Genomic DNA, 12297 nt, shown 5'->3' on the forward strand with positions numbered 1-12297 from the left:
CTCTAAATTCAGTGATACCGCAAGCGGCGCGTGCCGCCGGGTGCGAGACGTCAGCCGCCGAGCGAACCCTTGGTGGACGGGATTTCGCCCGCCGTCTTCGGATCGATCGCGACGGCCGTGCGCAGCGCCCGCGCCAGACCCTTGAAGCAGGACTCGGCGATATGATGGCTGTTATCGCCATATAGGGTCTCGACGTGCAGAGTCACGCCGGCATGCATGGCGAAGGCCTGGAACCACTCGCGCACCAGCTCGGTGTCGAATTCACCGATCTTGTCGCGGGGGAAGTCGGCCTTGAACACCAGGAACGGGCGGCCCGAGATGTCGATGACCACGCGCGACAGCGTCTCGTCCATGGGCATGTGCACGCCGGCATAGCGGGTGATGCCCGCCATGTTGCCGAGCGCCTGCTTGACCGCCTGGCCAAGCGCAATGCCGGTGTCTTCGGTGGTATGGTGATAATCAATGTGCAGATCGCCAACCGCCTTGACCGTGAGGTCGATGCGGGAATGGCGGGCCAGGAGATCGAGCATATGGTCGAAAAAGCCGATGCCGGTCGCGATATTGGCCACGCCGGTGCCATCGAGGTTCACGGAGACCTCGATGTCGGTTTCCTTGGTCTTGCGCTTGATCGTCGCGGTGCGCATGGAAAATCGGTTTCCATTCTGGTTTTGAGCCGAAAACGCCGGTCTTTTAACAGCCAAATGACGCCTTCGCTACTGCGGGAACGCTCCGGCAGGCCAGCACTTCCGCCTATGGTGAGCGAAATCTAGGGCCGGAACGGCCCGTTGTGCCGCCGCCCCTGACCGCCTAAATCAGGCCGGACAACGAGGTACTTCATGCAGGATTCCCAGAACAGCTCGCCGGGCTGGCACGGCACCACGATTTTGACGGTCCGCAAGGGCGGCAAGGTGGTGGTCGGCGGTGACGGCCAGGTTTCGATCGGCCAGACCGTGATCAAGTCCAACGCCAAAAAGGTCCGGAAGCTCGGCAAGGGCGACGTGATCGGCGGCTTTGCCGGCGCGACCGCCGACGCCTTCACCCTCTTTGAGCGCTTGGAGAGCAAGCTCGAGCAATATCCGGGGCAGCTGACCCGGGCGGCGGTCGAGCTGGCCAAGGACTGGCGCACCGACCGTTATCTGCGGCGGCTGGAGGCCATGATGATCGTGGCCGACAAGGACGTGTCCCTGGTCCTGACAGGCACCGGCGACGTGCTGGAGCCCGAGTCCGGCGTCATGGCGATCGGCTCCGGCGGCAATTACGCCCTGGCGGCGGCCCGCGCCCTGCTCGACACCGACAAGGATGCCGAGACCATCGTCCGCCGTTCCCTCGACATCGCTGCCGACATCTGCGTCTACACCAACCGCAATTTGACCGTCGAAGTGCTGGCGACCGGCTAGCAGATGGCATTGGCGCGAAGCACCAGCCCGACCGTCCCCGCTTTCCCGGCTCTCGCCTGGGTCGGCATCGCATTGTTACTGCTCGCCCTGCAGGCTTCGATCCTGTTCGCGATGGGGCGGGTGCCGATCTGCACTTGCGGCTACGTCAAGCTCTGGCATGGCGTGGTGAACAGCTCGGAAAATTCGCAGCACATTGCAGACTGGTACACCTTCTCGCACATCCTGCACGGCTTCCTGTTCTACGGCCTGACCTGGCTGCTGTTCGCGCGGCTGCCGTTCCTGCGCCTCTCCTGGCCCGCGCGTCTGATCATCGCGATGCTGATCGAAGGCGCCTGGGAGATCGTCGAGAACTCGCCGTTCATCATCGAGCGCTACCGCGCCGGCACGATCTCGCTGGATTATTTCGGCGACAGCATCGTCAATTCGGTCTCGGACAATCTGGCGATGATGCTGGGGTTCCTGGCCGCACGCGTGCTGCCGGTGTCGGTGACCGTCCTGCTCGGGCTCGCCTTCGAGATCATGCTGGCGCTCCATATTCGCGACAATCTGACGCTCAATATCCTGATGCTCATTCATCCGATCGATGCCGTGAAACAATGGCAATCGGGGCCACCGATCATCTGACGCAAAAAATGCGGCTTGTCCTTGGCCGCCTCCCGCCCTAGCTAAACAGACATGACAGACTTCTCCCCCCGCGAAATCGTTTCCGAACTCGACCGTTTCATCGTCGGCCAGGCCGACGCCAAACGCGCCGTCTCCATCGCGCTGCGCAATCGCTGGCGCCGGCAGCAGCTCGAAGGCTCCTTGCGCGAGGAGGTGCTGCCGAAGAACATCCTGATGATCGGCCCCACCGGCGTCGGCAAGACGGAAATCGCGCGGCGGCTCGCCAAGCTCGCGAACGCGCCGTTCCTGAAGGTGGAAGCGACCAAATTCACCGAGGTCGGCTATGTCGGCCGCGATGTCGAGCAGATCGTCCGCGACCTCGTCGAGGTCGCGATTGCCCAGGTGCGCGAGAAGAAGCGCAAGGACGTGCAGGCGCGTGCCCAGCTCGCCGCCGAGGAGCGGGTGCTCGATGCGCTGGTCGGCGCGAACGCCAGCGCGGCGACGCGGGAATCCTTCCGCAAGAAGCTGCGCGCCGGCGAATTGAACGACAAGGAAATCGAGATCGAGACGCAAGGCGGCGGCAGCGGCATGCCGATGTTCGAGATCCCGGGCATGCCGGGCTCACAGATGGGCGCGATCTCGATCGGCGATATCTTCGGCAAGCTCGGCCGCCGCACCAAGACCCGGCGTCTGACGGTGGAGAACTCCCACGAGATTCTCATCAACGAAGAATCCGACAAGCTGCTCGACACCGAGCAGTTGACGATGGAGGCGATCAGCACGGTCGAGAACAACGGCATCGTGTTCCTCGACGAGATCGACAAGATCTGCGCGCGCGACGGCCGGGTCGGCGGCGATGTCTCGCGCGAAGGTGTGCAGCGCGACCTGCTGCCGCTGATCGAGGGCACCACCGTCTCGACCAAGCACGGCGCGGTGAAGACCGACCACATCCTGTTCATTGCCTCCGGCGCCTTCCACGTCGCCAAGCCGTCCGACCTGTTGCCGGAATTGCAGGGCCGCCTGCCGATCCGCGTCGAGTTGCAGGCGCTGACCCGCGACGACATGCGCCGCATCCTGACCGAGCCCGAGGCCTCGCTGATCAAGCAATATGTCGCCTTGATGCAGACCGAGGGCGTGACGCTCGACATCACCGACAACGCCATCGACGCGCTGGCGGACGTCGCGGTCGCCGTCAATTCCACCGTCGAGAACATCGGCGCGCGGCGGCTCCAGACGGTGATGGAGCGGGTGCTGGACGAGATCTCCTTCACCGCCCCCGACCGCAGCGGCGAGACCGTCAGGGTCGATGCCGATTTCGTGCAGAAGCACGTAGGCGACCTCGCCAAGAACGCCGATCTGAGCCGGTTCATTTTGTAATTCGCCGGAGGTCGGCTATCTATCCGCTGTCGTCCCCGCGTACGCGGGGACCCATAACCACCAGCGGTTCTTGTTAGAAAAAGATAGCGGCTCCAGCCTTGGCTCAAACAACGTCCTGTGGTTATGGGTCCCGGGTCGCGCTTCGCTTGCCCGGGACGACAACGGAGGTTAGTCGCACCAGCTCAGGTGCCGCGTGACCGCTCGCATCCTACAAAATCCCTGGCGCCTTCTGCTCGCGATCAACGTGGCGGTCATCGCCGGCGTATTCGTCCACAAGATCCAGCTGCCGCCTTACGTCCCCTACATCCACCTCCTCGTCGACTATCATTTTGGTTTCATCAAGCGCGCGCTGATCGGCGCGGCCGTCGCGCTGTTCACGGACAAGGTGCCGGTCTGGCTGGTGTTCGCACTCGGCGGCATGACCTGGCTGGTGACGCTGGCGCTCTACGCGAAACTGTTCCAGAAAACGTTCGGCTTCACCGCGAAAACGCTGCCGCTGTTCGTCTTCATCGCGGGCTCGCCGTTCTTCCTGAAGAACTTCATGCACACGCTCGGCCATTTCGACATCTATGGCTGTGCGCTCGCGATCACGCTGCTGCTGATGCCGGCGGGCTCATTGTTGTATGTTGCGACGGCCGCCTTGTTCGCGATCGTTCTCGTGCTGATCCATCACATTCATCTGTTGATGTATGTGCCGACGGTCATCACCATCGTTATGATCAGGCACTATCTCACGTTCGGCTGTAATCGCAGCAATGTCGCATTCGGCATGATCGCCCTCGCCGTCGTCTCCGCGCTGTTCTTCGCCGCGCAATTCCTGGGAACGATGCCGATCCCCGAAGCGGACTTTGTCGCGTATCTCAAGACCCGGATGGCCGATCCGTCACGGACCGATCTCCTGCAGTTCGCCTATATCTGGTACCAGCCGCTGGCGAAGGAGATTTCGGACACCTGGGGCCGGCTGCCGCACAACATCCTCGGCGTGCCCGTGTTCGCGCTGCTGATCTGGCTGCACACGCCGCTGTGGCGCTTCTTCGCGAACCTGATCGGCGCACTCGCTAGCGATCTGCACCGCCGCCTCGTCATCGCGGCGCTGATCGGAATCAGTCTCGCCTATCTCGTGATGTTCGCGATGGTGTTCGACTATTCGCGCTGGATCTCGAACTGGGCGGTCTGCATGTTCCTGATCCTGCATGCGGTGAAGACGCTGCCCGCGGCGAGGGAGACGCCGCCGATCCCGGCGGACGATCAGAGGACCAACATCTTCGGCCTGATTATCACGCTCATCCCGCGCGTCGGAATCGTCCGGCCGTTCTAAAATCTCGCCCGACGAATTCGCACATAAAGCGCGCCCTCGCCGCCATGGCCGATAGCGGCCTCCTCGAAGCCGACCACAAGAGAGCGGAATTCCGGCAGGCTCAGCCATTCCGGCACCTGGCGGCGGAGCACGCCGCTTTCGCCGCCGCTGCGGCCCTTGCCGGTGATGACGAGTACGAAAGTCAGGCCGTCATGATGGGCGCGATTCAGAAAACCGGTCAGCGCGCGATGAGCACGCATCTGGGTCATGCCGTGCAGATCGAGCCGCGCCTCGATCTCGCTGCGGCCACGCGACAGTTTCGTGCGTTCGCGCTTGCCGAGCGGCGCCAGCGGCGGCATCGCCGGCTTTGTCACACGCGGCGCCGGAGCAGCAGCAATCGGCCGCGGCGATGGTAGGGGACGCGTGGCCGGCGTTGCGGGCGAGGGCTCGGCACGCGGCGCGGCATGCGCCTTCGCCACGCGATGCTTGCGCAACGGCTTGACCTGCTTTGCGACCGTGTCCCACAGCGCGCGCTCCTCTTCGCTGAGCGCGCGGCGGCGCGGCGAGGGGCGAGGCTCCAGCACGGGCGGACGGGACGATCGCTTCATTGCTGGTCGGAACGACGATTCACGCGCTTGCGCTGTTCGCGATCGGGCTTGATGTTGGGACGCGGCTCCGGCAGCGGCACCGGGCTTGCCACCGAAACGGCGGCATCTTTGGATTGATCTTTGGCTTGTGGCACGGCCGGCGAAGCCGCACCAGCCTTCACAGGTTCAGCCTTGCTCGGTTCGGCTGGTTTCGCTGCTGCCGACGCGTTCTTCGAATCCTTGGCGGGATCGGTCTGCGGAAACAGTTTTGCGATTTTTTCCGAGGGCCGCGGGTCCGGCACCGGCAGCCGCGCGGCGCGCATTGAGGGATCGAGGCCCTTCGGCACCAGCATGACAAAATGCATGGGATGGCGCAGCCGCCCGGAGACACGGCCGGCTTCCTGACCGGCGCCGAAATAGAGATCGGCGCGCGCGGGGCCGATGATGGCCGAGCCGGTGTCCTGCGCGATCATCAGCCGGTGAAACGGCGTCTTGGAGCGTTCCGAATCGATCGGCAGCTCGCCCTCGATGAAGAACGGCGTGCCGTAGACATGCAGCGCCTTGTCGACCGCGATCGAGCGGCCGGCGGTCAGCGGAATGCCCTGCGCGCCGATTGCCTCTTCCTTGTCGGAGAGATTGACCTCGCGGAAGAAGATGTAGGCGCGGTTCGCGCGCCGCAGCTCCTTGGCGCCGTCAGGGTTTTGCGTCATCCACTCCCTGATCTTCTGCATCGACATCTCTTCCCGGGGAATGATGCCGCGCTCGATCAGGATGCGACCGACGGCGGTGTAGGGAAAGCCGTTATAGGCATCGTAGTTCAGCCGGACCGTACCGCCGTCATCGAACTTGATCCGCGCCGAGCCCTGTATCTGAGCGAACAAGAGATCGGTCGGATCCTTCAGCCAGGCGATCTCCAGCCCGCGGCCGGCGATCTTGCCGTCCTCGATCTCACCGCGATCGTAATAGGGCACCAGCTTGCGGCGGCCGATCTTGCGATAGACCGGGCCCTTGTTGGGCAGGCTGACCGAGTCCTGCTTGTAGCCGCGGACGAACAGATTCGACGGCCGGCGATACACCGGCACATTGAAGACGTCGGTCTGCGTACGCGATCCCTCCAGCACCGGCTCGTAATAGCCGGTGACGAAGCCATCAGGCTCGCCGAGGCGCGAGATGCGCAGCGGCGCAAAATTGTCCTCGAAGAAGGTTTTTGCCTTGGCGTCGTCAGTAAGCTCGAGCGACTTTGCGGCCCGGCAGGGTTCGCTGAGCGAGCTGCCAATGGCTTTTGATTCGGCCTTCGCCTCGGACGCGGCAGTCTGCGCGTTGATCGTCCGGCAGCTCGCACGAAACGTCTTGTACGCCGGAAGGTGAGTGTCGTCGTTCCAGCCTTTGACGTCGGCCCAGGCCAGCGGCAGATATTGCGCACCTGATATTTCGAACGGCAGGGGAAGCTGCGGATAGGGCAACGCCCGCGGCGGGGCCGCAGGCAGTGCCGGCGGATGGTGATGATGGCTGCGGTAGTGGCGCCGCGCAGCCTCGGCGCCGAGCGAAAACGACGACAGCACGACGACACCTGCGCAAAGGGCCGTCGCGCTGTTCTTCAGGAATATCTTAATTCGCGCTTCCGGTGCCAACCAGCTTCCAGTTTGGATCGCGAGAGGTGATGTCGCGGGCGAAAGTCCAGATGTCGGTGATGTCGGCGACCGTGTCGGCGCTGCCGTCGACGATATTGCCGGTCTTGTCGCGTGTGGCCGAGATCATCTGCGAGACGAATCGGATGGTGAGCTGAGCCGTGCGGTCGCGCAGCTCGGCGCCGACTAGCTCGGCCTTGTCGATCGAGACGAAACGCGTCTCGGTCTTCTGCTCGTTCTTCTCGCGGTCCTTGATGACGGAGTCGAAGCTGTCATAGACCTCCGACGACAGCAGCTCTCGCAGCGCGCGGCGATCGCCATTGGCAAACGCCAGCACGATCATCTCATAGGCGCCGCGGGCACCCGAGATGAAATGGCGCGGGTCGAAGGTGGAATCCTTGTCGACGATGGCGTCGAGGCCCTGGGCCAGCGCGGTACCCGGCTCGGTCAGACCCTTCCAGCGGTCGGAGGGCGGGGCCGGCTCGGCCGTCGGCGCCAGCGGGGCCTGGTCGATCACCTTGCCCGGCATGGTCACGACGTTCTTGTCCTGGGCACCCCCCAGCGCATTCCGGGCGGCAGTCCGGTCGAACGGCGGCCGTTCATTGCCGGTCCGCTGCCCCAGCACGCTGCGCAGCCTCAGGAAGATGAAGACCGCCAGCGCCAGGAAGATGATGGTGTAGATGTCCACGTCGTATCCGCTTTCTGGTCGTCGCGAGAAGGGGCCGTCTCGAAGAGTCGTCGCCGGGAAAATCAATCCGGCCAGTAGACCGTTCCATACGGGAACGGCAAGTCTACATCACCATTTTAGGTCCCGCGTGTCAGGTCCGTGGGATGTAGGCACGAAATCTTGCCCGGCCAATGGCGCCTTTTGGCACAGCACCGAGTGTAGCGCGTTTTATGCTTAAGGGGAAACCCGATCCTGACCGGAAATCGCGCATCTTCAAGCGTTTAACGTACGATTTCGCCGGCAGGCCGCCTTGAACGTCACAGTTGTGGGCGCGGCCCGGATCCCACGTCCGGGACCGTTCGTCCTTGTGGAACGAGGCGGCCCTATGTTAGCCAACCGCCGCGAAATTCAGCCCAAATCGGGTAAGGAGAGACTCTCATGACCAACGGTAACGGCACCCCTCCCGAGGCGGCCCAGGCTCCCCAGCTCAACGTGCTGGCGCAGTACACCAAAGACCTTTCGTTCGAAAATCCGAACGCGCCCAGCTCGCTCCAGCAGCAGGGCCAGCCGCCCCAGATCAACATCCAGATCAATGTCAGCGCCAACAACCTCAGCGATACCGAATACGAGGTGACGCTGTCGGTCGAGGGCAAGGCCGAGACCGCGGGCAAGATCATGTTCTCGTTCGAGCTCGCCTATGCCGGCGTGTTCCGCATCGCCAACGTGCCGAAGGACCAGCTGCATCCGGTGGTCATGATCGAGTGCCCCCGCCTGCTGTTCCCGTTCGCCCGCGAGATCATCGCGACCGCCGTGCGCGACGGCGGGTTCCCGCCGCTGATGCTGGATCCGGTCGATTTCGTCGGTCTCTACCGTCAGAACATGGAGCGGCAAATGGCCGCCGGTGGCCAGCCAGCAGGCCAGGCTTAACCAGCGGGCCTAACCAGCCGGAGAAACGACTGGAGCGGGCAGAAACTCGTTCCAGATCGCCTTGTCGCCCATCGTCGCAATGAAGGCCCGATGGGCCTCGCGCTCGGCATCGGTCACCCGCGGCGCGAGCGGCACCAATCGCTGCCGCCGCGGCGTATCGCCGGCGGCATTGACCCTGATGTCCTCGCCTTCCGAAGCCAGCAGCAACTGCGACTGCCGCGCGCCCACCAGATCGACATAGACTTCCGCCAGCAGTTCGGCGTCGAGCAGTGCGCCGTGCTTGGTGCGGTGTGAATTGTCGATCGAATAACGCGAGCAGAGATCGTCGAGCCGGTTCGACACGCCCGGATGCTTGCGCCGCGCCAGCAGCAGCGTATCGACCAGCCGCTCGCGCGGGATTGCCGCGCGCTTGATCCTGTCGAGCTCGGCATTGATGAAGCCGATGTCGAACGAGGCGTTGTGGATCACCAGCGGCGCATCGCCGATGAATTCCAGGAACGGGTCGACGACCTCGTGGAACAGCGGCTTGGTCGACAGGAATTCGGCCGACAGCCCGTGCACCGCGAAAGCTTCCGCCGGCATGTCGCGCTCGGGATTGATATAGACATGATACGACTGGCCCGTCGGCATGCGGTTGAAAATCTCGACGCAGCCGATTTCGACCAGCCGATCGCCGCGCAAGGGATCGAGGCCGGTGGTTTCGGTATCGAGAACGATTTCACGCATGATGTGGGACGCCGTGCAAGGAGCCTTGTAAGCGCGGCGAATCAGGCCCGCCGCTGCGGCATCTTAGCGACCTCGGCCAGGATGTGCGTGATTTGGGCGCGCACCGGTTCAAGTCCGTGCGACGTATCCACTACGAAATCGGCCCGCTTGCGCTTCTCGGCATCGGGCGTCTGCTTGGCAATGATGGCGTCGAGCTTGGCCTCGTCCATCGTCCCGCGCGCCAGCACGCGTTCGCGCTGAAGTTCCGGCGAGGTCGAGACGACGACGACCGCATCGACCCGCTTCTCGCCGCCAGTTTCGAACAGCAGCGGGATATCGAGCACAACGACCGGCGCTTTCACCGCCTCGGCGGCGGCAAAGAATTTTTGTCGGGACGCGCCCAGCATCGGATGGACGATCTGCTCGAGCTGCTTGATCGCCGCGGGATCATGCACCACGCGCGCGGACAGTTTGGGGCGATCGACCTTGCCGTTCGCGGTTGTGCCGGGGAAGGCGGCCTCGATCGCGGGCGCGGCCTCGCCCTCGTAGAGCTGATGGACGGCAGCATCGGCGTCGTAAACGGGGACGCCGGCTTCCGCGAACAATTTCGCGGTGGTGGATTTGCCCATCCCGATCGAGCCGGTCAGTCCCAGGATCCGCATCAGCGCCCAGCCTTGTCTCGTAATCACACCGCAACTAGCCGTTCGCCGCGCAGGAACGCAAGCAGCGGCAGCAGCGGCAGGCCGAGAATGGTGAAATGGTCGCCCTCGATGCGCTCGAACAGATGGATTCCCAAGCCCTCGAGCTGATAAGCGCCGACGCTGGTGGTGACGGCGTCGCCGGCGGCATCGAGATAGGCCGAAAGCTCCGCCTCCGTCATCTGCCGCATGGTCATGCGGGCGACCGAAACATCCTCGAAAACAATCTTGCCGTCGTGTGCCACGGCGACGGCGGAATTCAGCTCGTGGCTGGTGCCGGCGAGATCGCGCAATTGCGCCATTGCCTGGGCGCGGCCGGCCGGCTTGTTGAAGAGACGCTCACCCAGCGCCAGCGTCTGGTCGGCGCCGATCACGTAGCTTCCGGGATGCTTGGCTGAGACGGCCTTCGCCTTCTCGCGCGCCAGCAGCAGGCCGATCTCTCGGGGGTTCGACAGTTTTGACGCCGCCTGAATGCCGCGCTCGTCGATATCGGCCGTGACGGTCTCGAATGCGAACCCGGCATTCGCCAGCAGCACTTTCCGTGCGCTGCTCTGCGAGGCCAGGATCAACGGAGATGTGCCGAGCCACAGACCCATCGTGAAGACTATTCCCCAGTCAATTAAGACTATTAAGACGGCCGATTGCGCTGACGATCACTGTACAGCTTCATGATCGCCGCCGCGGTTTCCTCGATCGAGCGGCGGGTGACATCGAGCAACGGCCAATCGTGTTTGGCACTCAGCTTGCGCGCGAATGCGACCTCCTCGGCGACCAGCTGCTTGTCGGTGTAGGAATCACTGCTGGAATCGGCGCCCATCGAGAGCAGGCGGTTCTGACGGACCTGGATCAGGCGTTCCGGTGTCGCGTGCAGGCTGACCACCAGCGGCCGCGTCAGCGTCTCCAGCTGCGCCGGCACCGGAATGCCCGGCACCAGCGGCACGTTGGCGGTGCGGATGCCGCGATTGGCGAGATAGATCGACGTCGGCGTCTTCGACGTGCGGGACACACCGACAAGCACCACGTCGGCATCGTCGAGACCTTCGACATGCTGACCGTCGTCATGGATCATCGTGTAGTTCAGCGCGTCGATGCGCTTGAAATATTCTGCGTTGAGGACGTGCTGCGCGCCGACGCGGCCGGTGGTCGCAGCCCCGAGATAGGCTTCGAACAGCTGCATCACCGGACCGATGATAGACAGGCTCGGAACGTTGATCTCCTTGCACTTGTCCTCGAGCCGGGAGACCAGATCCTTCTCCAGCAGCGTGAACAGCACGATCCCCGGCGCTTCCTCGATCTCGTCGAGCACGCGATCGAGCTGTTTCTGGCTGCGCACCAGGGGATAGACATGCTCGACGGCGGTCACATTGGCGTATTGCGCCGCCACCGCGCGTGCGACCGTGATCAGCGTCTCACCGGTGGAGTCGGACACGAGGTGCAGATGGAAATAATTGTTCGAGGTCGGCACAAAAACTCTTTGTATGAGGACGGTGTGGTTTGTGGATTTCTGTGGAGCTTAACCCCTCGGAAAGGGATGTGCGACACCGGGGGCGGGACAAGTGCCAATTTTCTTCACACCACTGCCTGTCGGAATAAGTTCGACGCCCGGTCGAGAGGGAAACGGGATTGCGTGGACAAGCCCTTTGATAAGCTGCTGAAAGAACCGCGCAAGCCTTTGACGCTGGCCAACTTATCGGAAGCCGCCGGAGCCGTCGGGGATATGTTGATGGATGTGAACAAGCGCGCGTGATCGTGCGGACAGAATCTTGTGAGTCCAATCCACGGTCACATAGACTCAAACCTTAAGAATCTAAGATTCTAGTTTTGAGGAAGGCGCTATCGACGGATAAGTGTGCAAGGTAAGACCTTAACGAGTTCTTACTATCCCCAGTTCCATTCGCTGGCAGAAATCCGGGCGCAGAACATGTTCGAAGACGTCTATCTCTGGATCAAAGCGCTGCATGTGATCGCGGTCATCTCCTGGATGGCCGGCATGCTCTATCTGCCGCGGCTGTTCGTTTATCACTGCGAGGCCGAGATCGGCTCCAAGCAGTCCGAAACGTTCAAGGTGATGGAACGCCGGCTGTTCAAGGCCATCATCAACCCCGCCATGATCGTGACCTGGCTCGCCGGGATCTATCTCGCCTGGGCCGGCCACTGGTTCTCATTCGGCTGGCTGCACGTAAAACTGGCACTGGTTCTGGCGATGTCGGCGGTCCACGGCTTTTTTTCCCGTTGGCTGAAGGATTTCGCCGCCGACCGGCGCCCGCGGAGCCAGAAATTCTATCGGATTATCAATGAGGTGCCGACCGTTCTGATGATTTTGATCGTCATCATGGTGATCGTGAAGCCGTTCTAGGCAAGGGTCGTGACGAATCGCTCAGCGCATCGACTTGCGGAGTGGGGGGTGATTT

Annotated in this window: 14 protein-coding genes; 6 read left to right on the forward strand and 8 right to left on the reverse strand. The window is 63.0% G+C overall.

The genetic code is table 11. From position 1 onward, the window contains the following. Positions 1 to 50 precede the first annotated feature (50 nt). On the reverse strand, positions 51 to 644 hold the full coding sequence (gene hisB, locus AB7532_RS00945; protein WP_441232971.1) for an imidazoleglycerol-phosphate dehydratase HisB: 594 nt from the start codon (positions 642 to 644) through the stop codon (positions 51 to 53). 192 nt (positions 645 to 836) lie between these two features. Between hisB and hslV the strand changes: the two genes are divergently transcribed. From hslV to AB7532_RS00965, 4 genes are all read left to right on the forward strand, one after another. Beyond that, complete coding sequence (gene hslV / locus AB7532_RS00950; RefSeq protein WP_441232972.1) at positions 837 to 1397, forward strand: ATP-dependent protease subunit HslV; 561 nt, start codon at positions 837 to 839, stop codon at positions 1395 to 1397. A gap of 3 nt (positions 1398 to 1400) precedes the next feature. Further along, a complete protein-coding gene (locus AB7532_RS00955) occupies positions 1401 to 2021 on the forward strand; it encodes a DUF2585 domain-containing protein (protein WP_441232973.1) in 621 nt (206 codons plus the stop codon). Between the two features lie 51 nt (positions 2022 to 2072). Beyond that, positions 2073 to 3377 (forward strand): ATP-dependent protease ATPase subunit HslU, encoded by a 1305-nt coding sequence (gene hslU, locus AB7532_RS00960; protein ID WP_441232974.1) that lies wholly within the window; start codon positions 2073 to 2075, stop codon positions 3375 to 3377. Between the two features lie 193 nt (positions 3378 to 3570). Next, a complete protein-coding gene (locus tag AB7532_RS00965; RefSeq protein ID WP_441232975.1) occupies positions 3571 to 4695 on the forward strand; it encodes a hypothetical protein in 1125 nt (374 codons plus the stop codon). Here the strand turns inward: AB7532_RS00965 and AB7532_RS00970 are convergent. Genes AB7532_RS00970 through AB7532_RS00980 form a run of 3 tightly spaced genes read right to left on the reverse strand, consistent with a single transcriptional unit; the run spans position 4692 to position 7577 of the window. Then, on the reverse strand, positions 4692 to 5282 hold the full coding sequence (locus tag AB7532_RS00970; protein ID WP_441232976.1) for a Smr/MutS family protein: 591 nt from the start codon (positions 5280 to 5282) through the stop codon (positions 4692 to 4694). The genes AB7532_RS00965 and AB7532_RS00970 overlap by 4 nt on opposite strands. Continuing rightward, positions 5279 to 6892: a murein transglycosylase A gene (gene mltA / locus AB7532_RS00975; RefSeq protein WP_441232977.1), complete on the reverse strand. Its 1614-nt coding sequence runs from the start codon at positions 6890 to 6892 to the stop codon at positions 5279 to 5281. The genes AB7532_RS00970 and mltA overlap by 4 nt, the downstream gene beginning before the upstream one ends. Further along, the gene (locus AB7532_RS00980) at positions 6870 to 7577 is read right to left on the reverse strand and encodes a Tim44/TimA family putative adaptor protein (protein ID WP_441232978.1); all 708 of its coding nucleotides are present in this window, start codon (positions 7575 to 7577) and stop codon (positions 6870 to 6872) included. The genes mltA and AB7532_RS00980 overlap by 23 nt, the downstream gene beginning before the upstream one ends. A 417-nt stretch (positions 7578 to 7994) precedes the next feature. Here AB7532_RS00980 and secB point away from each other — a divergent pair, with 417 nt between their 5' ends. After that, positions 7995 to 8483, forward strand: a complete 489-nt coding sequence (gene secB / locus AB7532_RS00985) for a protein-export chaperone SecB (protein ID WP_441232979.1) — start codon at positions 7995 to 7997, stop codon at positions 8481 to 8483. Positions 8484 to 8492: 9 nt separating this feature from the next. On the opposite strand, the gene dnaQ is transcribed toward secB, so the two are convergent. Genes dnaQ through AB7532_RS01005 form a run of 4 tightly spaced genes read right to left on the reverse strand, consistent with a single transcriptional unit; the run spans position 8493 to position 11351 of the window. Beyond that, on the reverse strand, positions 8493 to 9209 hold the full coding sequence (dnaQ, locus tag AB7532_RS00990) for a DNA polymerase III subunit epsilon (protein ID WP_441232980.1): 717 nt from the start codon (positions 9207 to 9209) through the stop codon (positions 8493 to 8495). Positions 9210 to 9250: 41 nt separating this feature from the next. After that, complete coding sequence (gene coaE / locus AB7532_RS00995; protein ID WP_441232981.1) at positions 9251 to 9850, reverse strand: dephospho-CoA kinase; 600 nt, start codon at positions 9848 to 9850, stop codon at positions 9251 to 9253. Between the two features lie 23 nt (positions 9851 to 9873). Continuing rightward, complete coding sequence (locus AB7532_RS01000) at positions 9874 to 10482, reverse strand: Maf family nucleotide pyrophosphatase (RefSeq protein ID WP_441232982.1); 609 nt, start codon at positions 10480 to 10482, stop codon at positions 9874 to 9876. 32 nt (positions 10483 to 10514) lie between these two features. Then, the gene (locus AB7532_RS01005) at positions 10515 to 11351 is read right to left on the reverse strand and encodes a pyruvate, water dikinase regulatory protein (protein ID WP_441232983.1); all 837 of its coding nucleotides are present in this window, start codon (positions 11349 to 11351) and stop codon (positions 10515 to 10517) included. Positions 11352 to 11807: 456 nt separating this feature from the next. Between AB7532_RS01005 and hemJ the strand changes: the two genes are divergently transcribed. Further along, positions 11808 to 12242: a protoporphyrinogen oxidase HemJ gene (hemJ, locus tag AB7532_RS01010; protein ID WP_441232984.1), complete on the forward strand. Its 435-nt coding sequence runs from the start codon at positions 11808 to 11810 to the stop codon at positions 12240 to 12242. The last annotated feature ends 55 nt before the right edge of the window (positions 12243 to 12297 follow it).

Origin of the sequence: Bradyrhizobium sp. 930_D9_N1_4 (assembly GCF_052076015.1) — a bacterium.
GTDB lineage: Bacteria > Pseudomonadota > Alphaproteobacteria > Rhizobiales > Xanthobacteraceae > Bradyrhizobium.